Source organism: uncultured Microbacterium sp., assembly GCF_963521645.1.
Taxonomy (GTDB): Bacteria; Actinomycetota; Actinomycetes; order Actinomycetales; family Microbacteriaceae; genus Microbacterium.
The window spans coordinates 35,911-59,425 of sequence record NZ_CAUQVQ010000011.1 but is presented as its reverse complement, the minus strand read 5'-3'; the positions used below and the strand labels follow the sequence as shown (position 1 = coordinate 59,425).

29 protein-coding genes and 1 tRNA gene are annotated in these 23,515 nt (G+C 67.9%); 17 read left to right on the top strand and 13 right to left on the bottom strand.

Annotation, left to right across the window (positions count from 1 at the left end; all coding sequences use genetic code 11):
* Positions 1 to 47: 47 nt before the first annotated feature.
* The 3 genes from arr to RWO82_RS04895 form a co-directional block, all read right to left on the bottom strand.
* Positions 48 to 467 (bottom strand): NAD(+)--rifampin ADP-ribosyltransferase, encoded by a 420-nt coding sequence (arr, locus tag RWO82_RS04905; RefSeq protein WP_399540713.1) that lies wholly within the window; start codon positions 465 to 467, stop codon positions 48 to 50.
* 66 nt (positions 468 to 533) lie between these two features.
* A complete protein-coding gene (locus RWO82_RS04900) occupies positions 534 to 758 on the bottom strand; it encodes a hypothetical protein (RefSeq protein ID WP_314424119.1) in 225 nt (74 codons plus the stop codon).
* Between the two features lie 20 nt (positions 759 to 778).
* Positions 779 to 1,012, bottom strand: a complete 234-nt coding sequence (locus RWO82_RS04895; RefSeq protein WP_314424115.1) for a hypothetical protein — start codon at positions 1,010 to 1,012, stop codon at positions 779 to 781.
* A gap of 363 nt (positions 1,013 to 1,375) precedes the next feature.
* Here RWO82_RS04895 and RWO82_RS04890 point away from each other — a divergent pair, with 363 nt between their 5' ends.
* Positions 1,376 to 2,365: an aldo/keto reductase gene (locus tag RWO82_RS04890; protein WP_314424113.1), complete on the top strand. Its 990-nt coding sequence runs from the start codon at positions 1,376 to 1,378 to the stop codon at positions 2,363 to 2,365.
* 31 nt (positions 2,366 to 2,396) lie between these two features.
* On the opposite strand, the gene RWO82_RS04885 is transcribed toward RWO82_RS04890, so the two are convergent.
* Genes RWO82_RS04885 through RWO82_RS04875 form a run of 3 tightly spaced genes read right to left on the bottom strand, consistent with a single transcriptional unit; the run spans position 2,397 to position 4,684 of the window.
* On the bottom strand, positions 2,397 to 3,593 hold the full coding sequence (locus RWO82_RS04885; protein ID WP_314424110.1) for a siderophore-interacting protein: 1,197 nt from the start codon (positions 3,591 to 3,593) through the stop codon (positions 2,397 to 2,399).
* Positions 3,594 to 3,611: 18 nt separating this feature from the next.
* Complete coding sequence (locus RWO82_RS04880; RefSeq protein ID WP_314424106.1) at positions 3,612 to 3,755, bottom strand: hypothetical protein; 144 nt, start codon at positions 3,753 to 3,755, stop codon at positions 3,612 to 3,614.
* A 2-nt stretch (positions 3,756 to 3,757) separates the two neighbouring features.
* A complete protein-coding gene (locus RWO82_RS04875; RefSeq protein WP_314424103.1) occupies positions 3,758 to 4,684 on the bottom strand; it encodes a PfkB family carbohydrate kinase in 927 nt (308 codons plus the stop codon).
* Between the two features lie 178 nt (positions 4,685 to 4,862).
* On the opposite strand from RWO82_RS04875, the gene RWO82_RS04870 reads away from it, so the two are divergent.
* A complete protein-coding gene (locus tag RWO82_RS04870; RefSeq protein WP_314424100.1) occupies positions 4,863 to 5,366 on the top strand; it encodes a helix-turn-helix transcriptional regulator in 504 nt (167 codons plus the stop codon).
* A gap of 40 nt (positions 5,367 to 5,406) precedes the next feature.
* The gene (locus RWO82_RS04865) at positions 5,407 to 5,829 is read left to right on the top strand and encodes a DUF2809 domain-containing protein (RefSeq protein ID WP_314424098.1); all 423 of its coding nucleotides are present in this window, start codon (positions 5,407 to 5,409) and stop codon (positions 5,827 to 5,829) included.
* A gap of 24 nt (positions 5,830 to 5,853) precedes the next feature.
* Here RWO82_RS04865 and RWO82_RS04860 read toward each other — a convergent pair.
* Positions 5,854 to 5,936, bottom strand: a tRNA-OTHER gene (locus RWO82_RS04860).
* Positions 5,937 to 6,196: 260 nt separating this feature from the next.
* On the opposite strand from RWO82_RS04860, the gene RWO82_RS04855 reads away from it, so the two are divergent.
* The 7 genes from RWO82_RS04855 to pknB all read left to right on the top strand — a co-directional run bounded on the left by RWO82_RS04855 (position 6,197) and on the right by pknB (position 15,262).
* Complete coding sequence (locus RWO82_RS04855; RefSeq protein ID WP_314424095.1) at positions 6,197 to 6,925, top strand: DUF3662 and FHA domain-containing protein; 729 nt, start codon at positions 6,197 to 6,199, stop codon at positions 6,923 to 6,925.
* On the top strand, positions 6,922 to 7,449 hold the full coding sequence (locus RWO82_RS04850; protein ID WP_314424092.1) for an FHA domain-containing protein: 528 nt from the start codon (positions 6,922 to 6,924) through the stop codon (positions 7,447 to 7,449). The genes RWO82_RS04855 and RWO82_RS04850 overlap by 4 nt, the downstream gene beginning before the upstream one ends.
* 7 nt (positions 7,450 to 7,456) lie before the next feature.
* A complete protein-coding gene (locus tag RWO82_RS04845) occupies positions 7,457 to 8,761 on the top strand; it encodes a PP2C family serine/threonine-protein phosphatase (RefSeq protein WP_314424089.1) in 1,305 nt (434 codons plus the stop codon).
* Positions 8,758 to 10,143: an FtsW/RodA/SpoVE family cell cycle protein gene (locus tag RWO82_RS04840; RefSeq protein ID WP_314424087.1), complete on the top strand. Its 1,386-nt coding sequence runs from the start codon at positions 8,758 to 8,760 to the stop codon at positions 10,141 to 10,143. The genes RWO82_RS04845 and RWO82_RS04840 overlap by 4 nt, the downstream gene beginning before the upstream one ends.
* Before the next feature lie 70 nt (positions 10,144 to 10,213).
* Entirely contained in the window at positions 10,214 to 11,668 is a 1,455-nt protein-coding gene (locus RWO82_RS04835) for a penicillin-binding transpeptidase domain-containing protein (protein WP_314424084.1), read from the top strand.
* Complete coding sequence (locus RWO82_RS04830) at positions 11,665 to 13,506, top strand: protein kinase domain-containing protein (RefSeq protein WP_314424081.1); 1,842 nt, start codon at positions 11,665 to 11,667, stop codon at positions 13,504 to 13,506. The genes RWO82_RS04835 and RWO82_RS04830 overlap by 4 nt, the downstream gene beginning before the upstream one ends.
* Before the next feature lie 55 nt (positions 13,507 to 13,561).
* The gene (pknB, locus tag RWO82_RS04825) at positions 13,562 to 15,262 is read left to right on the top strand and encodes a Stk1 family PASTA domain-containing Ser/Thr kinase (RefSeq protein ID WP_314424078.1); all 1,701 of its coding nucleotides are present in this window, start codon (positions 13,562 to 13,564) and stop codon (positions 15,260 to 15,262) included.
* 5 nt (positions 15,263 to 15,267) lie between these two features.
* Here pknB and RWO82_RS04820 read toward each other — a convergent pair whose 3' ends face one another.
* From RWO82_RS04820 to RWO82_RS04810, 3 genes are read right to left on the bottom strand one after another with little or no spacing between them, the layout of a single operon-like run.
* Positions 15,268 to 15,900 carry a glutamine amidotransferase-related protein gene (locus RWO82_RS04820; RefSeq protein WP_314424075.1) on the bottom strand — a complete coding sequence of 211 codons (633 nt, stop codon included), beginning with the start codon at positions 15,898 to 15,900 and terminating at the stop codon, positions 15,268 to 15,270.
* A complete protein-coding gene (locus RWO82_RS04815) occupies positions 15,897 to 16,052 on the bottom strand; it encodes a hypothetical protein (RefSeq protein ID WP_314424072.1) in 156 nt (51 codons plus the stop codon). Before RWO82_RS04815 ends, RWO82_RS04820 begins: the two co-directional genes overlap by 4 nt.
* A 20-nt stretch (positions 16,053 to 16,072) precedes the next feature.
* Entirely contained in the window at positions 16,073 to 16,867 is a 795-nt protein-coding gene (locus tag RWO82_RS04810; protein WP_314424069.1) for a class E sortase, read from the bottom strand.
* 84 nt (positions 16,868 to 16,951) lie between these two features.
* On the opposite strand from RWO82_RS04810, the gene RWO82_RS04805 reads away from it, so the two are divergent.
* The gene (locus RWO82_RS04805; protein WP_314424066.1) at positions 16,952 to 17,191 is read left to right on the top strand and encodes a cell division protein CrgA; all 240 of its coding nucleotides are present in this window, start codon (positions 16,952 to 16,954) and stop codon (positions 17,189 to 17,191) included.
* 161 nt (positions 17,192 to 17,352) lie between these two features.
* On the opposite strand, the gene RWO82_RS04800 is transcribed toward RWO82_RS04805, so the two are convergent.
* Both RWO82_RS04800 and RWO82_RS04795 read right to left on the bottom strand, forming a co-directional pair.
* The gene (locus RWO82_RS04800; protein ID WP_314424063.1) at positions 17,353 to 18,249 is read right to left on the bottom strand and encodes a rhomboid family intramembrane serine protease; all 897 of its coding nucleotides are present in this window, start codon (positions 18,247 to 18,249) and stop codon (positions 17,353 to 17,355) included.
* A 21-nt stretch (positions 18,250 to 18,270) separates the two neighbouring features.
* Positions 18,271 to 18,828 (bottom strand): peptidylprolyl isomerase, encoded by a 558-nt coding sequence (locus RWO82_RS04795; RefSeq protein WP_314424060.1) that lies wholly within the window; start codon positions 18,826 to 18,828, stop codon positions 18,271 to 18,273.
* Between the two features lie 145 nt (positions 18,829 to 18,973).
* Between RWO82_RS04795 and RWO82_RS04790 the strand changes: the two genes are divergently transcribed.
* Together RWO82_RS04790 and RWO82_RS04785 are read left to right on the top strand one after the other, a co-directional pair.
* On the top strand, positions 18,974 to 19,474 hold the full coding sequence (locus RWO82_RS04790; RefSeq protein WP_314424057.1) for a DNA helicase: 501 nt from the start codon (positions 18,974 to 18,976) through the stop codon (positions 19,472 to 19,474).
* A gap of 50 nt (positions 19,475 to 19,524) precedes the next feature.
* On the top strand, positions 19,525 to 19,986 hold the full coding sequence (locus RWO82_RS04785) for a YbaK/EbsC family protein (RefSeq protein WP_314424125.1): 462 nt from the start codon (positions 19,525 to 19,527) through the stop codon (positions 19,984 to 19,986).
* 12 nt (positions 19,987 to 19,998) lie between these two features.
* Here the strand turns inward: RWO82_RS04785 and RWO82_RS04780 are convergent, their stop codons facing one another.
* Positions 19,999 to 20,421, bottom strand: coding sequence for an NUDIX domain-containing protein (locus tag RWO82_RS04780; RefSeq protein WP_314424054.1), 423 nt, complete (start codon positions 20,419 to 20,421; stop codon positions 19,999 to 20,001).
* Between the two features lie 266 nt (positions 20,422 to 20,687).
* On the opposite strand from RWO82_RS04780, the gene RWO82_RS04775 reads away from it, so the two are divergent.
* The 4 genes from RWO82_RS04775 (at position 20,688) to RWO82_RS04760 (ending at position 23,515) form a co-directional block, all read left to right on the top strand.
* A complete protein-coding gene (locus RWO82_RS04775) occupies positions 20,688 to 21,137 on the top strand; it encodes a hypothetical protein (RefSeq protein ID WP_314424051.1) in 450 nt (149 codons plus the stop codon).
* A gap of 67 nt (positions 21,138 to 21,204) precedes the next feature.
* On the top strand, positions 21,205 to 22,293 hold the full coding sequence (locus RWO82_RS04770) for a Xaa-Pro peptidase family protein (RefSeq protein ID WP_314424049.1): 1,089 nt from the start codon (positions 21,205 to 21,207) through the stop codon (positions 22,291 to 22,293).
* A 161-nt stretch (positions 22,294 to 22,454) separates the two neighbouring features.
* On the top strand, positions 22,455 to 22,928 hold the full coding sequence (locus tag RWO82_RS04765) for a DUF4383 domain-containing protein (RefSeq protein WP_314424046.1): 474 nt from the start codon (positions 22,455 to 22,457) through the stop codon (positions 22,926 to 22,928).
* An 80-nt stretch (positions 22,929 to 23,008) separates the two neighbouring features.
* Entirely contained in the window at positions 23,009 to 23,515 is a 507-nt protein-coding gene (locus tag RWO82_RS04760) for a DUF3253 domain-containing protein (RefSeq protein WP_314424044.1), read from the top strand.

The following is a 23,515-nucleotide window of genomic DNA, read 5'->3' as shown; positions in this document are numbered from 1 at the left end:
GTCGGCACCGTATCGGCGCCGTGCCCAGCATCGCGGTGCGGTCGCTCTCAGTTGATGATCTCTCCGCGCTCGTCGTCGCGGATCGCGGCCAGGCGTTCCTGCCACGCGGCGAGCGCCTCGGGAGCCAGGCGCGTCCAGTCCTGCACCTCACGGACCACGCGCAGGGGCGCGCTGCTGCGGTACGAGCGGGTGGGATTGCCCGGGAACTTCTTGTCGGTCACGTTCGGATCGGTCTCGTACTCTCCGGTGGTCTCGACCTCGTACACGCGCGGCTCCCGGTCGCCCGGTGCGAGTTCGGCGGCAAGACCCGCCCCGTCGACGATCGCCGTGAAGTAGATGTGGTTCATCACGATCTCGGGGCGGTAGTTCGAGGCGAACCCCGCGGTCAGCAGATCGCCGGGCCGCAGATCGGCCTTCGTGCCGTGGAAGAACGGACCGTCGTCGAGTGCATCGCTCACGCGCAGCATCCTACGGGCATGGGTCTCTGAGCCTGTCGACGGGCGGGCCATCCGACAGGCTCAGAGACGAGGGGCTCAGTCCGCGCCGCGCGGGCCGACACCCGGCTCGTCGTTGTGCACCGACTGCTCGGTGTCGACGCCTTCGGCGTTGTCGTCCCACGAGTCCGGTTCCACTCGAACGGCCTCGGCGGGCCCGGAATCGGCGCCGCCTCCCCCCGCGGGGATGTCCTGGACGAGATCGGGATCCTCTGCGCCGCGCTCCTTCATCTGCTCGGCGATGCGCTTGTGAGCGTCACTCATGTCGGGTCCGGCGTCACCGCTCACTCGGTGCCGTCCCTGAGGTCGCGCGGTGCGTCGCCGGGCGCGCCCTGCTCGTCGGCCGGATCGAGGTCGCCCTGTCCGTCTTCGCCCAGTTCGGCCTCGAGCGGTTCTTCGCCCTGTGTCTCGGGCGCATTCGTGTCGGTGGGAAACGTGCCGTCGGTGAAGTCGTCGACCGGCGGGACGCCCGGTGTCTCCGGCGGCAGGCTGTTCGCGAATGCATCGATGTTCGTCATGATGGCCTCCTCAAGTGGTGTCCGAAGCCCTGATCCTCCTCCCGAACCGCGGTGAGCGCAGGGTGGTTGACAGGCAGGGTCCCGAGGGGCAGGATCGCGGGCCGGTGCTTCGTCTCGGAGACGTGAGGTGGCGGGGTCCCCCCGGCGCCCGCCACCTCTGACGCGAGCGGCGACGCGGCTCCCCCAGAGCACCGTGCCGTTCACGCAGCGACGCGACGGCGGATCACGAATCCGATGACGCATCGCCATTCATCAGGACGCGGATTCGCGCCTTTCGTGACGCGGAACGAGAAAGAACTCGCAGACGCAGCCGTCGCCGCGTGAGAGCATCGAGATCACACTCACGACACGAGGAGAGATTCGATGCTCGACACCGCCGACAGCGTGCGTCTCGGCCGATCCGGCCTGAAGATCTCGAAGATCGTGCTCGGATGCATGAGCTTCGGCGTCTCGGATCGCGGGGCCCACGGATGGACCCTCGACGAAGACACGAGCCGGCCTCTCATCAGGCAGGCCCTGGAGGCCGGGATCACGACGTTCGACACGGCCGACGTGTACTCGGACGGCACGAGCGAGGAGTTCGTCGGACGGGCTCTCGCCGACTTCGCGCGGCGCGACGAGATCGTGATCGCGACGAAGGTCCACGGGCGCATGGGCCCCGGCGCCAATCAGGCCGGACTCAGCCGCGCGCACATTCTCTCCGGTATCGACGCGAGCCTGAGACGGCTCGGCACCGACCACGTCGATCTCTACCAGATCCACCGCTGGGACCCCGAGACGCCCATCGAGGAGACCATGGAGGCTCTGCACGACGTCGTGCGATCGGGCAAGGCGCGGTACATCGGAGCATCCTCGATGTGGGCCTGGCAGTTCGCCACGGCGCAGCACGTGGCCGCGCAGAACGGCTGGACTCGCTTCGTCTCGATGCAGGACCAGTACAACCTGCTCCAGCGTGAGGAGGAGCGGGAGATGCACCCGTTCTGCCTCGACTCGGGAGTCGGCGTGCTGCCCTGGTCACCTCTGGCCCGCGGGCGGCTCACGCGCGACTGGGATGCGTCGACCGCACGCGCCGAGGCGGATGCCTTCGGCAAGACGCTCTACCGCAGCGAGGAGCAGTCGAATCGAGCGATCGTCGACGCCGTCGCGCGGGTCGCGGCGGAGCACGGGGTGTCCCGGGCGCAGATCGCTCTCGCGTGGGTCGCGCAGCGGTCGGCCGTCACCGCACCGATCGTCGGGGTGACGAAGGCAGCGCACATCGACGATGCCGTGGCCGCCGCCGACATCCTTCTCGACGCCGCCGAGGTGGACGCCCTCGAGAGTGCCTACACGCCGCGCGAGCCGGAAGGCTTCTGAGCCCGCCCGCATCGCTGTCGACCTACTCGGCCTACTCGATCTGACCGATCGGCTCGCGCTTCTCGGCCTGGAACTGATCCTCGGCGCGCCCGCGCGCCCAGTACGCCGAGATCGAGAGGTGCTCGCGCGGCACGTCGTGCTCCTTCAGGAGCGCACGCACGGCCTTGATCGTGCCCCGCTCACCGTGGGCGAAGACGCCCGGGTGGCCCTCTCTCCACTCGAGGCTCGCGACGATCGACAACAGCTCGTCGTCCGTCTGCGTCCAGTGGACCAGCACACCGGGCGGAACCTCGGGAAGGATGCGGTCGGCAGGATCCATGATCGACAGCACGATGTGTCCGGTGGCGTCCGGAGAGAACGCTTCGACGGCCGACGAGATCGCGGGGAGTGCGGTGTGGTCGCCGATCAGCAGGTGCCATGGAGCCGACGGATCGGGTGCGTAGCCGCCGCCTGCTCCGCTGACCACGAGAGTGTCCCCCGGCTGCGCGCTGCGCGCCCAGGGCCCTGCCACCCCCTCGTCGCCGTGCACCACGAAGTCGATCACGAGGCGCTGCTGTTCGGCATCCGTCGCACGCACCGTGTACGTCCGTCTGGTCGGGAGCTTCTCGGGGCTCTGCGCGCGCAGCTGTGCGAGGTCGTAGGGCGGCGTGAGGTCGTGACGCGGATCGGCGAACAGGATCTTCACGTACTTGTCTGTCGACGCGTTGTCGGTGTACGCCGCGTACCCTTCCCCGCCCGCAGTGATGCGGATCAGGTCGGGGCTGATCTGCTCGACCTCTTGCACCGTCAGTACTGCCTGGCTGGGAGCCCTGCGGGGCTGATCTGTCATCGCTTCTCCTGGCGTGGGGGATACCGTCCCGTCCAGTCTGCCGTGGACGGCGTCACCGCGGGTCGGTTGCGACCTGAGCGATCGCAGCTGCCATCTCCGCCGCGCGGTCGCTGCGCAGCACGCGCGATCGACCCGGGTGAGGGTGAGTCGAACCGCAGGTCCGGCAGACCACAGCAGAAACTGTTCGGTGCCCGCCAGACGCCATCCCCACCCCCGCGAGTCGCTGAAGGCGACGTCGACGATGTCGACGCCTTCGATCTCCTCGAGGGATATATGCATGATGCGGAATGGAACGAGATACGCCTCGACGTGCGTGTCCGCGATCACGACGATCGACCGTCGCAGAAGCAGCAGAACCACCGCGACGGCGACGGCTACGGCCGACGCGATCAGCACCACGGACGTCGCCCCGCCCAACTATTCCGGCGCCGCGATCAGCTGAGGAATCGCCAGCCACATCACGAACAGCAGGAGCATGAGAGACATGATGCCGACGACGGCCATCCATCTCGGGCCCGTGCTCCGTTCACGGAAGACGGCGTGACGCGTGGTCCTCGTCATGCTCACGGCCCCGTGGAGAGCGACTCGAGCTGTGCGGCGTCGGGGTATGACTCGGTGGTGCCGCGTCTCTGCACCGCGAAAGACGCCCCCCGCGTCGCGACTCGCGCGGCATCGATGAGCGCGTCTCCCCGAGCCATCCTCGCCGCGAGGATGCCGACGAACGCGTCGCCGGCCCCGGTCGTGTCGACGACCCGGTCGACGACGGGTGACGGAACGGATGTCGAGCCTCCGCGCACCGGCATCACGACGCATCCGTCTCTTCCGAGGGTGGCGATGACGTCGATGCGCAGATGATCGCGCAGTCGTGCCGCCGCGTCGACCGCATCCGACACCGGGCCGAGCCCGAGATGTGTCGCGACGTCGATCGCTTCGTTCGCGTTCACCACGAGCAGCGACGCCGTGCGGAGAATCCGCTCCTCGACCGGCACGAAGGGCGCGAGGTTCAGGACGAACGACAGGTCGTGAGTCACGGCCGTCTCCGCCGCCGCCGCGATCGCCTCCACGGGGATCTCCCCCTGCGCCACGATGAGCGACCCCGGCTCCGCCCCGCCGAGGGCCGCACGCACGTCTGCGCCCGACAGCAGCAGGTTCGCGCCGCCCGCGACGAGGATCAGATTCTCCCCCGTCTCGTCGATCACGACCGCCGCGTTTCCCGTGGGCGCGCTGTCGTGTCGCAGGAGATGTGACGTGTCGATTCCCCGAGCTCCGAGGGCATCGACGACGGACGCCCCCGCAGCATCGTCACCGACCCCGCCGACGAACCGCACCGTTCCTCCGGCGAGCGCCGCTGCGGTCGCCTGATTCGCGCCCTTGCCGCCGAGCGACTCCGTGTACGCGCTCGCCTTCAGAGTCTCACCGGCCTTGGGGAAGGATGTGACCGTGTATGCGTGGTCGACGTTGGCAGACCCCACCACGTACACAGGCTTCATGGACCGGCACCGTCCCTCTCGTCGAACAGGTCGATGCTAGGCCATCGCCCCGCGCGGGGCGGTGAGCCGTTCGATCTCCGCATCGCTGCGCGTTGGCGGATGGATGGCGGGCGACTGACGGCAGGATGGCGGGTGGATGGCGTGGTGCGCTGTCGACCAGGGCGGAAACGATGGAGCCATGAACAACACACGAATCCCCGAACTCCGACGCGACCAGGGATGGACGCAAGAGAAGCTGTCCTTCGAGAGCGGTGTAGGACTCCGCACGGTACAGCGGCTCGAAGCCGGGCAGGACGCCAGTCTCGAGTCGCTCGCCCTCATCGCCAACGCACTCAGCGTCAGCGTGACCGACCTCTTCGAGCCCTCCGAAGAGATGGATGCGACCGATCGGCTCGAGTCGCTCGACCGGCGCATCGAAGAGCAGCAGGCCGCCCGCAAGAGGGCGCTGCGCTCGTGGAGGATGCTCTACGTCGGCATCGGCATCGCGGTCACGATCCTCAGCTTCCTTCTGGGAGGCCCCGGCGCAGCGATCATCATCGCGTACTGGTCGGGTGGACTCATCGCGATCATCGCGCTGCAGCGCATCGTGTTGGAGCCGCATCTCGACGAGAAGTATCCGCTCTCCCGTCACTCCCAGCGCACGCAGACCACGCGCGAGAAGACCGTCGCGACCACCCGGTGACCACTCCTGCACGACCGTCCCCGCCGATCCAGGTGAACCGATGACCTCCTCCTCGTCACGTGGTTCAGTCGACCGACCGCGACGGCTGCGGCTGTCGATCGTCGCCGTGGTGGTGATCGCGGCCGGCCTCCTCATCCATCTCCGGGGAGCCGGCGCCCTCGCCGACCGAACGGGTGACGCCCTCTACGCCGTCATGGTTTATGTCGCACTCGCCATCGTGTTTCCGCGTGCGGGCGTCGTCGTTCTGGGCACGGGTGCGCTCACTGTCTGTGCGCTGATAGAGGTCTTCCAGCTGACCGGGCTGCCCGCCCTGTGGGCACAGGGCTTCTGGCCCGTGCGGCTCGTGCTCGGCGTCGGCTTCGATGCGGGCGACCTGGCGGCGTACGCGGTGGGGACCGGCGCTGCGGCTGCGGCGGACCTCGTCCTCTCGAAGGACCGAAAAGAGAAGAGCCGGTCAGTGTGATCTCATTCCGGCTCTTAAAGGGTGTGCGCGAGGGGGGACTCGAACCCCCACCGCCTTGCGAACAAAGGCACCAGAATCCAGCGCGTCTACCATTCCGCCACTCGCGCGAGCGTCTCATTCCGAAGAAGTCAACTTTGCGAGGATATCACGCGTTCGACTCCCGGATGAAACCGAGGGCGGTCACGATGGGCGGCGACCGCATCCAGCTTCACCGAACACGTCGCTCACACGTCATCGACACGTCATCCACACCTCCCTCCACAGCCCGTGAACCCCGCCAAGACACCGGGAAACACGGCCGTCGGCGGCGTATACCCAGGACACCTGGCTACGATGTCCCTACCGGTCGGCATGCCAGAGGAGCCCAGTGGGACTACTTGACAGCTTTGAGAAGGGTCTCGAGCGCGCTGTGAACAGCGCCTTCGCGAAGACCTTCCGCAGCGGCATCCAGCCCGTGGAGATCGCCTCGGCCCTGCGTCGCGAGGCCGACACCAACGCGGCTGTGGTGAGCCGCGACCGCATCATCGCGCCCAACAGCTATGTCGTGCGCCTGAGCACCGACGACGCCGCGCGCATGCGCGGGCTGGGCGGGGCACTGACCGACGAGCTCCATGCGCTGCTCACCAAGCACGGCAGATCCCAGGGCTACAGCTTCGCCGGTCCGCTCTCGATCTCGCTCGAGGCCGACGACAAGATCGCCACAGGCACCGTGAACGTGAGCTCCGGCACCGTCGAGGGGCGCGTGAACTGGCAGGCCGTGATCGACGTCGACGGTCGCCGGCACACGATCACCCGCGCGCGCACCGTGATCGGCCGCGGCACGGATGCCGACATCACGATCGCGGATGCCGGGTCGAGCCGTAAGCACGTCGAAGTGCTGTGGGACGGCGAGCGCGCCATGATGCGCGACCTCGGCTCCACGAACGGTACGAAGGTGAACGGCGACAAGGTCCGCGAGGCCTCCCTCACGAGCGACACGACCATCACGATCGGGCGCACCGACCTCGTCTTCCGCGTCGTCCCCGTGTCCGCCCCGGCGCGTCCGCCGCTCCCGCGCGACGACGACGCGACCCGTGCGTTCGGAGCCATCTCGTGACCACGCCCAGTGAGCTGGTCCTGCTCCTGCTGCGCATCGGGTTCCTCCTGCTGCTGTGGTTCTTCGTCTTCGGCGTCGTCTATTCGCTACGGGCCGACCTGTTCGGCATGAAGGTGCGCAAGGTCCCCGCCGAGGGCGACGCGGCAGCCGCCCCGGCGCCCTCCACTCCCCCGGCACCGGCGCGACCCGCCTCGTCGAGGCCCGCCACCACCGGCCCCGCGACGATCGCCACGGCGAAGAGGCTGGTCATCACCTCGGGCCCCAAGGCCGGGCTCGAACTGGCGCTCGGCTCCGAGACGCTGACCATCGGACGCTCGAGCGACTCCGCCCTGGTGATCCGCGACGACTACACCTCGAGCCACCACGCACGACTGCTGCTGCGAGGCGACGACTGGGCGATCCAGGACCTCGACTCCACCAACGGCACTTTCGTCGCCGGCCAGCGCGTGAGCGGCAGCCCCGTCTCGCTCTCGCTCGGCACGCCCATCAAGGTGGGCGCCACGACCTTCGAGCTGCGAGCCTGACCCCGGCATGGTCTTCGAGGGCTCGAGCGCCGCGATCTCCCACACCGGGAAGGTCCGCTCCAACAACCAGGACTCCGGATACTCCGGAGCGAACCTGTTCGTCGTGGCCGACGGCATGGGCGGCCACGCCGGAGGAGATGTCGCCTCGAGCATCGCGATCCACCGGATGCAGCCCCTCGACCAGCCGTACTCGACGGTCGACGACGCACAGGCGTCGCTCCAGGCGGCCGCCACCACCGCGGCCGGCGACCTGATCCGCGCTGCGAAGGACCGCCCCGAGCTCGCCGGTCTGGGCACCACCCTCAGCGCGATCATCATGGTCGACGACTACGCCGTGATCGGCCACATCGGCGACTCGCGCATCTATCTGTACCGCGACGACGCCGTCACGCAGATCACCGCCGACCACACGTTCGTGCAGCGACTCGTCGACTCCGGCCGCATCACTCCCGAGGAGGCCCGGTACCACCCGCGCCGCTCGGTGCTCATGCGCGTTCTCAGCGATATGGACGCGGATCCCGAGCTCGACATGTTCGTGATGCACACGCAGCCCGGCGATCGGTGGCTGCTCTGCTCCGACGGACTCTCGGGCGTGGTCGACGAGGCGCACATCCTGAAGGCGATGCGTCTCGGCATGGCTCCCGGCCGCACCGCCGACAATCTGCTCAAGCAGGCTCTCGACGGCGGCGCGCCGGACAACGTCACGATCGTGCTCGTCGACGTCGGCGGTCAGCACGCCATGCACTCGGGCACCGCGACGATCGTCGGCTCGGCCTCGAACCCCGAGAACGTCACCGTGCCTCCGGTGCGCGCCCCGCGCAGCAGCTGGCTGCACCCGGTGCGGCAGGCGGCGAACGAGCCCAGCCACTTCGAGCCGGCGCCCGAGTACCTCGAGGAGCTGATCGAGGAAGACCGTCGACGCGCACGTCGACGGCGACTCGGCTGGATCGCCGGGATGCTGGTCGTGCTCGCCGCGCTCGCGTTCGCGGCTTTCGCGGCCTACAGCTGGACGCAGACGCGCTACTTCGTCGGCGCCGATGAGGACAGCGTCGTGATCTATCAGGGCGTGCAGCAGAACATCGGTCCCATCGTGCTCTCGACGCCGCTGCAGGACACCGACATCCTGCTCGCCGACCTGCCCCCGTACCAGCGCGACTCCGTCGAACGCACGATCACCGCCCGCTCGCTCTCCGACGCTGAGGCGATCGTGGCGCGGCTGCGCCCTGCAGAGGAGCTCCCCTCCGACGACTCGACGCCGTTGCCGACTCCCGTGCCCACGCCTTCACCCGAGCCGACGGACGGAGCGGGATGAGCACCGACGTCTCGGCCGACACCAGCGTCATCAAGGCCCTCAAGAAGATGCGGATGCCGCAGACGCAGCGCAACCGCGAGTTCTGGCTCCTGCTGTTCGCCGTCGCCATCAGCGGCGCGTCGCTCACGCTCGTGCAGCTGGGCGCCCTGGGACTGATCGACCCGATGATCCTGGCGATCGGCGGCGGCCTGGCCGTGCTCGCCTTCGCGCTCCATTTCGTGCTGCGCGCGGTGGCCTCCGACGCCGACCCGTTCGTCCTGCCGATCGCGACCCTGCTCACGGGTCTCGGCATCGCGATGATCTACCGCATCGACATCGCGGAGTCGCTCACGGGGTGGAACGCCTACTCGACCAAGCAGCTCGCGTGGACGGCCATCTCCCTGGCCGGAGCGATCACCGTCGTCATCCTGCTGCGGAACTACCGTGTGCTGTTCCGGTACACGTACATCTTCGGCCTCTCCGGCATCCTGCTCCTGCTGCTGCCCTTCGTCCCCGGACTCCGCATCCCCGATGCCAACGCCCAGGTGTGGGTGTCGCTCGGCGGCATGTTCGCCTTCCAGCCGGGAGAGCTCGCGAAGATCTGCCTCGCGATCTTCTTCGCCGGCTATCTGGTGCGCACCCGTGAGAGCCTCACCTCGGTGGGCACCCGATTCCTCGGCATCACGTGGCCGCGCATGCGCGAACTCGGACCGGTGCTGGTCGTCTGGGCGATCTCACTGGGCATCATCGTGATCCAGCGCGATCTCGGCACCGGAACCCTCATCTTCGGCATGTTCGTCGCGATGCTCTACGTCGCGACGGGGAAGACGAGCTGGGTGCTGATCGGCCTCGCCCTCGTCGCCGCGGGCGTCGCCGTCGCGACGCAGATCCTCAGTTATGTGCAGGGTCGCTTCACCAACTGGCTCTTCCTCTTCGATCCCGAGAAGGTCGATCCCGAGGCCGCCGGCTTCCAGCCGATGCAGGGCCTGTTCGGGCTCGCCCACGGCGGTCTGCTCGGCACGGGCTGGGGCCAGGGGCGCCCCGATGTCACTCCGCTCGCCCACAGCGACTACATCATCACGAGTCTCGGCGAGGAGATCGGCCTGATCGGGCTGTTCGCGATCCTGTGCCTGTACATGGTGTTCATCAGCCGCGGCATCCGCATCGGCCTCGCTGGGCAGGACGACTTCGGGAAGCTGTTGGCCACCGGCCTCGCGTTCACGATCGCGCTGCAGGTGTTCATCATGGTGGGCGGCGTGACCCGCGTGATCCCGCTGACCGGACTCACGACCCCATTCCTCGCCGCCGGAGGATCGTCGCTGGTGGCCAACTGGCTGATCGTCGCGATCCTGCTGCGAATCTCCGACGGCGTCCGACGCCAACCGAGGACGGTGATCGGCTGATGTGTGCTTCCCCAGGGCGTTTCGTCTCGCTCCGCTCGCTCAACGACCGACTCCTGCAGAGGTGCGTCGCATGACCAAAGAGCTGCGCCGTCTCAGCATCGTGATGCTGTTCATGTTCCTGTCGCTGTTCGTCGCGACCAGCTGGATCCAGGTCGTCGAGGCCGACAGCCTCGCCCAGAACAGCAACAACCGACGCACCCTGCTCGACAGCTACGAGATCCAGCGCGGATCGATCATCGTCGACGACGTCGCGATCGCCTCGTCCGTGCCCTCCGACGATCGCTACCAGTTCCAGCGGGTGTACACGGATGCCGCCATGTGGGAGCCGGTCACCGGGTACTTCAACCCGGCGTTGCAGTCGGCGACCGGCATCGAACGCGCCCTGAACGCCGATCTCTCGGGAACGGGCTCGAGCGCGTTCTTCTCTGACATCGAACGAATCCTCTCCGGCCAGCCGCAGACCGGATTCGGCGTCGAACTGTCGCTCGACACCGCGGCGCAGCGCGCCGCGTACGAGGCGCTGCAGGGCCTGAACGGCGCGGTCGTGGCGATCGAACCCCAGACGGGACGCATCCTCGCGATGGTCTCGACCCCCGGCTTCGACACGAACGCCCTCGCGACCCACGATGCGGATGCCGCGAACGCCACCTACGACCAGTTGGTCGACGATCCGCTCGAGCCGCTGTCGAACCGCGCGATCGCGGGCGACCTCAATCCCCCGGGATCGACGTTCAAGCTCGTCATCGCGGCGGCGGCCTACGCGAGCGGCGACTACACGCCCGACTCGACGCTGCCGAATCCCGCGCGCTACCAGCTGCCGCAGTCCAACAACACGGTCGCCAATGCGTGGGGCGGCACCTGCGGCGACGGCGACACCGTGACGATCGCCGAGGCGATCCGGCTGAGCTGCAACATCCCGATGGCAGAGCTCGCGGTGCAGCTGGGCGACGACAAGATCCGCGAGATGGCGGAGAAGTTCGGGTGGAACCAGAGCTTCTCCACCCCGCTCGAGTCGACGCCGTCGAGCTACCCGACCGGCCTCAACGACCCGCAGACGGCGCTCAGCGGATTCGGCCAGGGCCAGGTCACGGCGACACCGCTGCAGATCGCCATGGTCGCGGCGGGGATCGGCAACGACGGCGTGGTCATGAACCCGCGGCTCGTCGACACCGTGATCGGCAACGATCTCTCGGTCGTGCGGTCGTACGACGACACCGAGTTCGGACGTGCGTTCGATGAGACGACCGCGGATGAGCTCAGCGCGTCGATGGTCGCGAGCGTCTCAACAGGCGCAGCGCAGGGTGCAAGAATAGACGGGGTCGATGTGGCCGGGAAGACCGGGACGACAGAGAACGGCGACAAGCCGTACACGCTGTGGTTCTCGGGGTTCGCGCCGGCAGACGACCCGGCGGTCGCGGTAGCGGTCCTCGTCGAAGACGGCGGCGGACAGGGGCAATCAGGATCCGGCGACACCATCGCCGCTCCGATTGCGAAGAAGGTCATAGAGGCGGTGCTGGGCAGATGAGACCGACGCAGGGTGTGTCGTTCGGTGGTCGCTACGAGCTGCAGTCGCGTATTGCGATCGGCGGCATGGGCGAGGTGTGGGAAGCGACGGATCACGTCATCGGACGTACCGTCGCGATCAAGATCCTCAAAGACGAATACATGGGCGATCCCGGGTTCCTCGAGCGCTTCCGCGCCGAGGCGCGCCACGCCGCGCTCGTCAACCACGAGGGCATCGCCAGCGTCTTCGACTACGGCGAGGAGAACGGCAGCGCCTTCCTCGTCATGGAGCTCGTGCCCGGGGAGGCGCTCTCCACGATCATCGAGCGCGACGGCTCTCTGAGCGCGGACAAGACGCTCGACATCGTCGCTCAGACGGCGTCTGCGCTCCAGGCCGCTCACGCGGCGGGTCTCGTGCACCGTGACATCAAGCCCGGAAACCTGCTGATCACGCCCGATGGGCGCGTCAAGATCACCGACTTCGGCATCGCCCGCATCGCGGACCAGGTGCCGCTCACCGCCACGGGACAGGTCATGGGCACGGTGCAGTACCTGTCGCCCGAGCAGGCGTCGGGGCACCCCGCCTCCCCTGCGACCGACACGTACTCGTTGGGCATCGTCGCGTACGAGTGCCTCGCCGGCAAGCGTCCCTTCACCGGCGAGTCGCAGGTGGCGATCGCGATGGCTCAGATCAACGAACAGCCTCCGCCGCTGCCGCCGACCGTGCCGATCCCCGTGCAGAACCTTGTCATGGCGATGATCGCCAAGAAGCCGTCGGACCGTCCGTCGTCGGCGGCGACCGTCGCCCGCGCGGCGCAGGCGCTGCGTCGCGGAGACCTCAACTCGGCCGCGATCGCCGTGCCCGCGATCGCCTCCGGTGTCGCCGGCAGTGACGATGCCACGCGCATGCTCTCGGCGACCGGAGATGACGGCACGACGCGCATCCTCCCCACGACGGCTCAGCTTCCGACCGGAGCCGCCGCGGATGACGAGCTGCAGGAAGAGAAGAAGAAGAAGCGCAGCCCCTGGACGTGGCCCCTCGTCGCGCTCATCGCGCTCCTGATCATCGTGCTCGGCGGCACCGTGTTCGCCCTCATGAACCAGGGCGACCCCGACGCCGGCGCCACGACGCCGCCTCCGAGCACTCAGTCGCAGACGCCCACGCCCTCGCAGACGCCCACACCGTCGGCGACACCGATCAACGTCGACGCGCTCGGCCTGATCGGCCTCCCCTGCCAGGAGGCTCTGGCCGTCGCCGCCGAGGCCGGACTCGTTCCACAGTGCCGCGTCGGCACCACTCCCGCGCCGTCTGACGAGCTCGTCGACGTCGTCGAGTCGGTCGAACCCCGCGGCCTGCTCGAGGAGGGCGACGGGATCACCCTGACCGCCTATGCTCCCCGCGTCGACATCGGCGCTCCGGCATCGGCTCCGAGCCTGTCGGGCACGCCGGTCGCCGGCGAGCCGATCACCCTGAACTGGACCGCGTTCTCCTGCCCCTCCGGCGCCGACGCGCTCAGCTCGTACGAGGTCACGATCACGAACGCGACCTTCAGCGACGGCAAGACGACACGGAGCTTCCAGGGTCAGCTGAATGCCCAGATCACGCCGGCCGATGATCCGGCGCTGCAGGTGACCGCCACCTACCGTGCGTTCTGCGGCGACCGCCCCTCGGGCAACTCGCCTCAGATGGCCGTGCAGATCACCCCCGCCGAAGATGACGACGACGACGCGGCAGCGGCCAACGCCAACGCGAACGGCACGGGCACGGCGAACGGCGGAACAGGCGCCGCGAACGGCGGGACCGGAACGGCGGCCACGAAGGCGGCCGCCGACGGCACGGGCACCGCCACAGCCGACTAGCAAGTTCGCGTCGTAGTCTGGGAGCATTCAGCAGGTCGTATCAGGGGGTCAGTACGTGTCGACAGAGCCACGCATCATCGCGGGACGCTACCGCGTCGATGAGCTCATCGGGCATGGCGGCATGGCGAAGGTGTATCGGGGCTACGATCTGACGCTCGGTCGCCAGGTGGCCATCAAGATCCTCGACCCCGAGCTCGCACGCGACACGGCGTTCCGCACCCGCTTCCGCCTCGAAGCCCAGTCGGCGTCCCGCATGTCGCACCCGTCGATCGTGCGTGTCTACGACGCGGGAGATCCCTCGACCGCCGGCGGACCCGGCGCCGACGAGCCGCCGTACATCGTGATGGAGCTCATCAGCGGAACCCTGCTGAAAGACATCATCTCGAAGGGGCCGGTCCCCGTCGAAGACGCCGTGCGCTACGTCGACGGCATCCTCGAGGCGCTCGACTACTCCCACCGCGCGGGCGTCGTGCACCGCGACATCAAGCCGGGCAACGTCATGGTCACGGAGAAGGGCCAGGTCAAGGTCATGGACTTCGGCATCGCCCGAGCCGTGTCCGACTCGTCGTCGACCGTCGCCGAGACGACGCAGATCATCGGCACCGCCGCGTACTTCTCGCCCGAGCAGGCCAAGGGCGAGCCGGTCGACGCTCGAGCCGACCTGTACTCCACGGGAGTCGTGCTGTACGAGCTGCTCACGGGGCGTCAGCCCTTCCGCGGTGAGTCGCCGGTGGCAGTCGCGTATCAGCACGTCAGCGAGACTCCCGTGCCTCCGACCGAGGTCAATGAGGATTCGCCGGGTGCCCTCGACCCCATCGTCCTCCGCGCGCTCGCGAAGGATCCGTACCAGCGGTACCCGGACGCCGCGCATTTCCGCGCGGCCCTCGACTCCGCCATCGCCGGTCGCGCTCCGAGTCGCAAGGAACTCGGCGCGCTCACGAGCGAGCTCTACGGACCGAGCCCGCGGCAGGCACAGGAGACCGCGAGGTCACTGCGTCAGCTCAGCACCGACAACACCATGACCCGCACGCAGTCCGGTCCCCCGGTGGCGTGGATCTGGGCGGGCGTCGCGCTGCTCGCGGTGCTGCTCGCCTCCGTGCTGTTCTGGGTGTGGACCATCAGCATGCGTCCGAACGACGTGCCGACCAGTTCGCGCACCGTCCCGGATCTCGTGAACGTGTCGTCGGAACGCGCTCAGGAAGACCTCAGCGAACTAGACCTCACGTCCAAGCTCGTCCTCGAGTCGAGCACGGACATCGTCGAGGGCAACGTCACCCGCACCGATCCCGCGTCGGGAACAGCGGTGAGCGAGGGCGACTCCGTGACCGTCTACGTGTCGTCCGGCAAGGAGACCGTCGTGGTCCCGACTCTGGCGGGTCTGTCGCTGACAGCGGCGAGAGACGCGCTGGCGGAGGCCGGCCTGCAGCTCGGCACGGTGATCCCGCGCAACGACGAGGGACTCGCCGCAGACACGGTCATCGAAGCCAGCGAAGACCCCGACACCGAGGTCGCGCCGAACACGGTCGTGAATCTCGTGGTCGCCAGTGGTCGGGTGACGATCAAGAACATGGTGGGGTGGACCGTCGAGTCCGCGACCGAAGAGCTCGAGAGTCTCGGTCTGGTGGCCCAGCCGGTCGAGCTCAACGACTGCGCTCCCGTGACTCCGCCGACCGTCGCATCGATGTCAGCGGCTCCCGGTGATGTGCCGGTCGGTTCGACGGTCGAGCTGCGCTTCTGCGTCGCGCCCGCCGAGTGATCGCTTCAGCGCTGCAGCGGGTGCAGCTCTGACGACCGCGCCACGGCGTCCGCGTCTCCGCACTGCGCGAGCCAGTTGGCCAGCAGCCGGTATCCCCCCTCGGTGAGCACGCTCTCGGGGTGGAACTGCACTCCGACGATGGGCAGCTCGGTGTGTGCGAGAGCCATCACGGTGCCGCTGTCGGTGCGCGCCGTCACGCGCAGCTCTGGCGGAAGGTCGCTCTCATCCAGTGCGAGCGAGTGATAGCGCCCGACATCGAAGGGCGAGGGGATGCCGTCGAACAGCGCCGAGCCGTCGTGCACGACCGTCGACACCATGCCGTGCATGAGCTCCGGCGCCTCGCCGACGGGCGCACCGAACGCTTCGCCGATCGCCTGGTGCCCGAGGCAGACACCGAGCAGAGGCACTCGACGTCGGGCCGCGAGCCGCACGGCATCCACCGTGACCCCGGCACGTCGAGGAGTTCCCGGTCCCGGCGAGATCATCACACCGTCGACACGGGCGAGGAGTTCGTCCATCCGAGCCGCGTCCACCGCGTCGGACTCCACCAGGGTCACGTCCGCGCCCAGCTCGCGCAGGTAGCCGACGAGGGTGTGTACGAAGCTGTCGTGGTTGTCGACCACGAGCACACGGGTCATTCGAGGTCGACTTCGCCCGGCGTGATGAGAGGGCTCACCCAGGGGAACACGAACCAGAAGAGCGCGTACAGGACGGCTGCGACGAGCACGAGCACGATGAAGAGCCGCAGCCACCAGGGGCCGGGCAGGATGCGCCAGAGTGCGGCATACATGTGTGTCCTCGTTCCCTCGGTCAGATCGACGGAGCAGCCGGCGGAGGCGGCGGGTCGGTGAGCGCCGCAGGGGGGCCTTCGGCGCGGGGCTGGAAGCTGTCGAAGACGCCGTAGGCGATGATGCGCTCGTCGAGCGAGTACAGGGGGGAGCATGCGGTCAGCGTGATGTACCTCTCCCCCGTCTCGACGCCCGGCATCTGAGGCACGTCGAGCAGGACATCGGCCTGAGAGGGCGTGACGTACTCGAGCGTGCGGAAGCGGTAGGTGAACCATCCGTCGGGCGTCTCCACGACGATCGCGTCACCCAGCTGCAGTTTGTCGAGCTGATTGAACGGCTTGCCCCACGTCGTGCGATGCCCCGCGAGCGCGAAGTTACCGACCTCTCCCGGCATCTTCGAGTCGCTGTACACGCCGATGCCGAGGTCGTCGAGCGTACGAGCACGACTGGTGCCCCCGTAGACACCGACGTTGTACTCGGAGCCGAAACGTGGAACGTGCATCTGCGCGAACCACTGGGCGTCGGCGGGCGCCGCGGGAATCACGGGCTCATAGTAGGTCGTGCCGTCTTCCCCTTCGACGAGCGGAGGCGGCTCGGGCGCAGGCGCCTCGGCGAGCTGCTGCGACATCTGGGCGCCTTCGTCGTTCTTCTGCGCGCTGATGATGATGTCGCCGATCCACATCTGCCAGGCGACGAACAACAGCACGATCACGCCCGCGGTGAGCAGGAGCTCGCCGAGGACGCTCGTGAACGTGGCGCTCGATCGAGGGCGACGATTCCGTGCGCGTCGCTCCCCCGAGACGACGGATGCAGTCATGGCGAGATCCTATCCCGCGCGCCTGTACGAACGGCCCGTGAGACCGGGTCTCATATGGAAAGAAGTCATGGGTACAATGTCGGAATGGCACGTGAGCGCAAGATCGACGAACCGGACGCACCCCGCAGCGAAGGCGACACCGCCCCCAACGCGGTGTGGTTCAAGCCGGTGATGGTCGGATTCATGCTGCTCGGCCTCGCGTGGATCCTCGTGTTCTACATCTCCGGCATGCAGTTCCCCATCCCGGGTCTCGGCAACTGGAATCTCGGGATCGGCCTCGGCATCGCCCTCATCGGCTTCCTGATGACCACCCGCTGGCGCTGACGCCCGCCCACTCACGTCGTACACGAAGGCCCCTCCCGCACATGCGGAAGGGGCCTTCGTCTGTCTGCGCTACGACGAGTTATCCACAGGTTATCCCCAGTATGGGGAGAATTACACGGATGTTATTCACACCCGTTAACAACCCTGTTAACAACTCCCGATCAGGAGTAAACCGTCGTGATGAGCAGCGGGGGCACGAAGGCGACGATCACCAGAAGCGCCACGGCCACCGCCGCGAGCAGCACGATCTGCAGGGTGCGCTGTTCGCGTCGACGAGTGCGAGTGAGGATGAAGGCGATCAGCGCACCCACGATGGCGCCGCCGAGGTGCGCCTGCCAGGCGATGCCCCCGATGAAGAAACCGATGACGAAGTTGATGCCGAGGATCACGAGGATCCCGGTGACGTTCGCCCCCAGATGCCGGCCGATGATCAGCAGGGCGGCCATGAGACCGAAGATCGCACCCGATGCGCCGACCGTGGCGGTGCCGGGCGCGATGAGTGCCACGGCCACCGATCCGCCGATACCGCTGATGAGGTACAGAGAGAGATAGCGGACCCGCCCCAGCATCGGCTCGAGGTTCTGTCCGAGCATCCAGAGCGCCAGCATGTTCAACGCGAGATGGATGAATCCGCCGTGTACGAAGACGGCGGTCAGCAGTCTCCACGGCTCGAAGGGGTAGAGCGAGAGGTCGGGGTAGAGGTACGCCGCCGCGAACAGCAGCTGCTGGGTGATGGCGGAGCCCATGCCGGGCACCATCTGCAGCAGCCCGATGATCGAGGTGATCAGCAGCAGCCCGTAGGTGACCACGGGCTTGCCGTCACCCGACGCCGCCATCGCGGGACGGCTGCGCCAGCGGCGCTCGGCGCGCTTCTGCGCGGGCGTGCGGTTCTTGCGCTCTGCCGCCATGCATTCGGGGCAGATCACTCCGACGGCAGCCTGGGTCTGGCACTCAGGGCAGATCGTGCGCAGACACCGCTGGCAGAGCACGAAGCTCTGCCGATCCGGATGCCGATAGCAGAAGTTGTCGCGATTGTCGGCGAACTCAGGCGTGGTCATCCGGATCGGCCAGCGTCGTCGTCAGGCCGCGACGATGTCGATCGACTGCAGCACGACCGGCTCGATCGGGCGGTCGCCCGCAGCGGTCGGCACTGCGGCGATCTTGTCGACGACGGCCTTCGAGGCGTCGTCGGCGACCTCGCCGAAGATCGTGTGCTTGCCCTGCAGCCACGGGGTCGGGTCGGTGGTGATGAAGAACTGCGAGCCGTTGGTGCCCTCGGCCTTGCCGGTGATGGCGTTGCGACGAAGGCCGGCGTTGGCCATGGCGAGGATGTAGGGCTCGTTGAAGTTGAGCTCCATGTTGATCTCGTCGTCGAAGTTGTATCCCGGACCGCCGACGCCCTGACCGAGCGGGTCGCCGCCCTGGATCATGAAGTTGGGGATGATGCGGTGGAAGATGACGTCCTTGTAGAGAGGACCCTCGCCCGGCTTGCCGGTGGCGGGGTGCGTCCACTCCTGGGTGCCGTCGGCCAGGCCGACGAAGTTCTTGACCGTCTTCGGGGCGTGGTCTCCGAAGAGGTTGATGACGATGTCACCGTGGTTGGTGTGCAGGGTTGCGACATGAGAAGCGTGAGCCATGCGTTCATTCTCGCAGAGCTTCCGATGTATGAGGTCTGAACTAGCGCGGACGACCGCTGGGCGCAAGGGCTCGGCGATTCCCTCCCCCCTTCCAGCCTCGCGTGGCAAGATGGGGAACCCGTACTCCAATCGACAGGAGAGCATCGTGAGCATCAGCCGCAAGCGGAAGAAGGAGCTGCGTCGTCTTCAGGCCGACGCAAACCAGCTCTGGGAGAACCAGCAGGTACTCGTCGGCCACGCCGCCGAAGTTGCGCGCGAGGCCGGACGCCAGCTCGGCCACTTCGGTCGCGAGCAGGTCGGTCCCGTCGTGCACGACACGTACAACCGCCGCGTGCAGCCCGTCGTCGACCGTGGCATCCGCTTCGGCCACCACGTGGTCGACGACAAGGTCGTTCCCATCGTCGGAGGCGTCGTCGGCACCGCGCTGACCGCGTGGGATGTGGCGAACGCCAAGCGCGAGGGCGTCGTGAAGAAGGTCAAGAAGGCCACCAAGCCCGAACCCAAGGGTCCTGGCATCGGCTCCGTCGTCGCGATCATCCTCGGAGTCGCCGCGGCCGCGGGTGTGCTGTACGCCGCATGGCAGGCGCTCCGTGCGGACGACGAGCTCTGGGTCGCCGACGACCCGCTCTCCGCTCCCGACGCGTGACCTCGAGCACCGATCCCTCGGCCACCGCGCCGGGGGATCCTCATGAGCGCGTGCGGAGTGCCGCCGCTGCTCGCGGACTCGAGATCGAGATCCGCGAGCGGCCCGCAGCACGCAGCCTCGCGGAGGCCGCCGAGCTGCTCGGCATCCTGCCCTCCGGCATAGTGAAGACGCTCGTCGTCAAGCGCTCCGACGACACCTATCTGTTCGCGCTCGTGCCCGGCGGCCGTTCCATCTCGTGGCCCAAGCTGCGCGCGCTCGTCGGAGTGAACAAGCTGCGTCTTCCTGAGCCCGAGCTCGCTCTCGCGGCCACCGGATACGAGCGCGGGACGATCGTCCCCATCGGCAGCACCACGGACTGGCCCGTCTATGCCGACGAGTCGATCGTCGGCCAGCGGATCGCGATGGGCGCCGGGGCGCACGGCTACAGCCTGTTCGTCGAGGCCGACGACCTGATCTCGGCCTACGGAGCGACGGTCGCCGATATCTCGGTGCCCGAGGAGCCTCGCGACTGAGAGGTCTCGTCGTCAGAGGATGCCGGCCATCTTCAGGGCGATGTCGACGAGCTTGACTCTCTGCAGCTCGGCGACCGACGAGAGGCTGAACCATCCCGCCATGTCGGTCGATCCGTCGGTTTCGAACCGCAGCTTCCCGCCGCTGACCACCGCCCGGTAGACGATGCGCAGGGTGTGCAGCGGCTCGTCCGACTCATGCACGCGCTGCCCGGCCGGGATCACGCGCGAGTGGATGCCCAGAAGCTCGCCGACCTTGACGATGTAGCCCGTCTCTTCACGGAGTTCACGACGGACGGCGTCTTCCGGTGACTCTCCGGCTTCGAGCCCACCGCCCGGCATGGTCCACGCGACGCGACGGCCCTCTGTCCAGCGCGCCAGCAGGACGCGTCCGTCGTCATCGGTGACGACCGCGTATGCCGCGACCCGCATATCCATGCGTTCACCATACTGTGCGACCATGTGCGGCTCGCCGGTGGTGCGTACCAACCGACCCCTCCATTTGGCACCTCGCGCCGCATCCCCACACCCACACCGACAACAGGCGCCATCCCACACCCCAACCCACCCCTCCAGTTGGCACCACATCCTCGGCGTCGTGTCGCGAAGCGATGCCGACATCGATCACGAATCGAGAAGCGCGATGCCGCACGGCATCCGTAGTGTGAGTTTCATCGCAGGTCATACGGTGAAAGGAGTCGGCCATGGCTGACAACGAGAAGAACTTCAGCACCGAAGAGCGCGAGGCCATGAAAGAGGCGGCAGCCGACAAGCGCAAGTCGAGGTCTCGAGCCAAGAAGACTCCCGAGGAGGTGCGTGCCGAAGGGCTCGCCGACCTCGAGGCGGCGATCGCCAAGCTGCCGGATGACGAGGATCGCGCGCTCTCGAAGGCGCTGCATGAGCTCGTCACCGAGGTCGCCCCCGAGCTCATGCCGCGCACGTATTACGGCATGCCCGCGTGGGGCAAGGACGGCAAGGTGCTCTGCTTCTTCCAGCCCGCCAGCAAGTTCAAGGTCCGCTACGGCACTTTCGGCTTCGAGCCGATCTCGAACCTCGACGACGGGACGATGTGGCCGACCGCCTATGCGCTGCTCGACCTGTCTGACGCGAACCGCAGGGTGCTCGCCGATCGCATCCGCCTCGCCGTGAGCTGAAGCTGTTTCCCGGCGCGAGCGTGCACAGTAGCGTGGATGCCGTGAGCACACTGCCGTTCCCGCATCCGTGTACGCCGCCCGCCTGGACCGAGCGGCGTCGCTCGCGGCAGATGCAGGTCTCGACGCGATCGTGATCGGACCCGGGCCCGATCTGCAGTACCTGATCGGCGTCGAGGGCGACACGATCGAGCGTCTCACCGCGCTCGTGCTCGGACCCGCACTCGCACCGACCGTCATCGTGCCGCGCATGGAACTGGCGAAGGTCAGGGCCGCCGCGGTCGGCGAGCTCGGTCTCGCCGTCTCCGACTGGGTGGACGGCGAGAACCCCTACGATCTCGTGGCCGAGGCGATCGGCAGCGTCTCGAGAGTGGGCGTCTCCGACGCTCTGCCCGCCCTGCACGTGATCCCGCTCGCCGAGCGGATCGGCGTGCGTGTCGAGCTCGCGACGCCGGTGCTGCGCGAGAGCCGCATGATCAAGGATGCCGACGAGGTCGCCGAGCTGCGGCGAGCCGGCTCTGCCATCGACGCCGTGCACCGTCGTGTGCCCGAGTGGCTGCGCGCGGGACGCAGCGAGCGCGAGGTGGCTGCCGACATCGCCGAGGCCATCGTCGCCGAGGGGCACCGCACCGTCGAGTTCGTCATCGTCGGCTCGGGCCCCAACGGCGCGGATCCGCATCACGAGGTGTCCGACCGCGTGATCGACGAGGGCGACATCGTGGTGGTCGACATCGGCGGGGCGGTGCCGAGCGGCTACAACTCCGACAGCACCCGTACCTACGTCGTGGGGAGCCCCGACAGCGAGGTCGCCGAGCGGATCGCGGTGCTCGTCCGCGCTCAGCAGGCCGCGGTCGATGCCGTGCACCCCGGCGCGACGGCCGAGCAGGTCGATGCCGCAGCGCGGTCGGTACTCGTCGATGCGGGGCTGGGCGAGGCCTTCGTGCACCGCACGGGTCACGGAATCGGCGTCTCCGTGCACGAAGAGCCTTACATCGCTCCCGGCAACGATCTCGTGCTGCGCGAGGGGATGGCTTTCAGCATCGAGCCGGGCATCTACTTCGCCGGCGAGTGGGGCGCGCGTATCGAGGACATCGTGGTCGTGACGGCTGACGGGTGCGAGCGTCTCAACACGGCGCCCCACGATCTTCGGTCTGTCTGACTCCCCGCTCGGCGAATCGGCATCTCGACGCACGGCCGTCGCGCCGGCGTCCAGCGTCGCGCGCGAAACCTAGGGCTCATCGACGTCTTGAGTCAAGATCCTCTTCTTCTCCCTCCCCGCCTCGGTACGTTCTGGGGCACATCACCGACCAGGAGGGCATCATGAGCGATACAGCACGCACCGAACGATATGCAGGAACTCCCATCCAGAAGACGGCTCTGATCGTGGGGGTCGTCTTCCTGCTCGTGGGAATCGCGGGATTCATCCCCGGACTCACCCACTCCGCCGAACATCTCCACGGTGCAGGCGCCGGCTCTGAAGCCCACCTGCTCGGAGTGTTCCAGGTGTCGGTGCTCCACAACTTCGTGCACCTCGCCTTCGCGGTCGGCGGCATCGCCCTCGCGGCCCGGGCCCGCGCCTCGCGGCTGTACCTCATCGTCGGAGGAGCGCTCTACCTGGTGGTGTGGCTCTACGGGCTGATCGCGGTGGGCAACGACCAGCTCAACTTCATCCCAGTCAACGATGCCGACAACTGGCTGCACCTCGGTCTCGGCGTGGGCATGATCCTGCTCGGCGTCTTCGTCAATCGCACTCCGCGGCTCGCAGGCGCTCACGACGGCGCCCGTCGCGTCTGACCCGACCGTCGAAGCCAACGGGCTGCGGCCGTCGGGTCAAGCCCCTTGGTGACGACGGGTCCCGCGGATTGACTGTTCTCATGGCAGCCGACACGACCCCGGATGACCACGGGCCGCAGCTCACCGAAGACGGTCATCACGTCGTCATCGACGGGCGGCGCTGGAGGGCCACCGACCCGGCGATTCCGGAAGGCTTCCGCCAGGAACTGGTGGACGAGTTGATGGCTGCTCGACGAGCGGTGAAGACCGGAGACCCGCAGGCCCGACGACGGGTGAACGATGCGAAGACGGCGCTCGGCGAGCGCGGAGCGCCCTGGTGGGAGGATCGTTCGGGTCCACGTTTCGACGAACGCATCGCGGCTGCCGTGCGCTCACTGACCCGCAAGCGCGACCAGTCGTCGATCTGCCCGAGCGATGTGGCCCGCACCGTGGGTGGAGAATCCTGGCGCTCGCTGATGCAGGACGTTCGCCGCGTGGCTGCAGACCTCGCCGACCGGGACGAGGTCATCGTGACGCAGAAAGGGCGACCGGTCAGCATCCGAGAGGCCCGCGGCCCCGTGCGCATCGTCCGCGGGCCGCACCTCTGA

What these genes read in the sequence shown, in the direction of transcription:
- RWO82_RS04845 (WP_314424089.1), top strand. Translation starts at nt 7,457, where the DNA reads ATGGTCTTCGAGGGCTCGAGCGCCGCGATCTCCCACACCGGGAAGGTC.
- RWO82_RS04890 (WP_314424113.1), top strand. Translation starts at nt 1,376, where the DNA reads ATGCTCGACACCGCCGACAGCGTGCGTCTCGGCCGATCCGGCCTGAAG.
- RWO82_RS04875 (WP_314424103.1), bottom strand. Translation starts at nt 4,684, where the DNA reads ATGAAGCCTGTGTACGTGGTGGGGTCTGCCAACGTCGACCACGCATAC.
- RWO82_RS04870 (WP_314424100.1), top strand. Translation starts at nt 4,863, where the DNA reads ATGAACAACACACGAATCCCCGAACTCCGACGCGACCAGGGATGGACG.
- RWO82_RS04800 (WP_314424063.1), bottom strand. Translation starts at nt 18,249, where the DNA reads ATGACCACGCCTGAGTTCGCCGACAATCGCGACAACTTCTGCTATCGG.
- RWO82_RS04810 (WP_314424069.1), bottom strand. Translation starts at nt 16,867, where the DNA reads ATGACTGCATCCGTCGTCTCGGGGGAGCGACGCGCACGGAATCGTCGC.
- RWO82_RS04780 (WP_314424054.1), bottom strand. Translation starts at nt 20,421, where the DNA reads ATGGATATGCGGGTCGCGGCATACGCGGTCGTCACCGATGACGACGGA.
- RWO82_RS04840 (WP_314424087.1), top strand. Translation starts at nt 8,758, where the DNA reads ATGAGCACCGACGTCTCGGCCGACACCAGCGTCATCAAGGCCCTCAAG.
- RWO82_RS04820 (WP_314424075.1), bottom strand. Translation starts at nt 15,900, where the DNA reads ATGACCCGTGTGCTCGTGGTCGACAACCACGACAGCTTCGTACACACC.
- RWO82_RS04895 (WP_314424115.1), bottom strand. Translation starts at nt 1,012, where the DNA reads ATGACGAACATCGATGCATTCGCGAACAGCCTGCCGCCGGAGACACCG.
- RWO82_RS04880 (WP_314424106.1), bottom strand. Translation starts at nt 3,755, where the DNA reads ATGACGAGGACCACGCGTCACGCCGTCTTCCGTGAACGGAGCACGGGC.
- RWO82_RS04775 (WP_314424051.1), top strand. Translation starts at nt 20,688, where the DNA reads ATGGCTGACAACGAGAAGAACTTCAGCACCGAAGAGCGCGAGGCCATG.
- RWO82_RS04900 (WP_314424119.1), bottom strand. Translation starts at nt 758, where the DNA reads ATGAGTGACGCTCACAAGCGCATCGCCGAGCAGATGAAGGAGCGCGGC.
- RWO82_RS04765 (WP_314424046.1), top strand. Translation starts at nt 22,455, where the DNA reads ATGAGCGATACAGCACGCACCGAACGATATGCAGGAACTCCCATCCAG.
- RWO82_RS04815 (WP_314424072.1), bottom strand. Translation starts at nt 16,052, where the DNA reads ATGTATGCCGCACTCTGGCGCATCCTGCCCGGCCCCTGGTGGCTGCGG.
- RWO82_RS04805 (WP_314424066.1), top strand. Translation starts at nt 16,952, where the DNA reads ATGGCACGTGAGCGCAAGATCGACGAACCGGACGCACCCCGCAGCGAA.
- RWO82_RS04835 (WP_314424084.1), top strand. Translation starts at nt 10,214, where the DNA reads ATGACCAAAGAGCTGCGCCGTCTCAGCATCGTGATGCTGTTCATGTTC.
- RWO82_RS04830 (WP_314424081.1), top strand. Translation starts at nt 11,665, where the DNA reads ATGAGACCGACGCAGGGTGTGTCGTTCGGTGGTCGCTACGAGCTGCAG.
- RWO82_RS04795 (WP_314424060.1), bottom strand. Translation starts at nt 18,828, where the DNA reads ATGGCTCACGCTTCTCATGTCGCAACCCTGCACACCAACCACGGTGAC.
- arr (WP_399540713.1), bottom strand. Translation starts at nt 467, where the DNA reads ATGCTGCGCGTGAGCGATGCACTCGACGACGGTCCGTTCTTCCACGGC.
- RWO82_RS04760 (WP_314424044.1), top strand. Translation starts at nt 23,009, where the DNA reads ATGGCAGCCGACACGACCCCGGATGACCACGGGCCGCAGCTCACCGAA.
- RWO82_RS04865 (WP_314424098.1), top strand. Translation starts at nt 5,407, where the DNA reads ATGACCTCCTCCTCGTCACGTGGTTCAGTCGACCGACCGCGACGGCTG.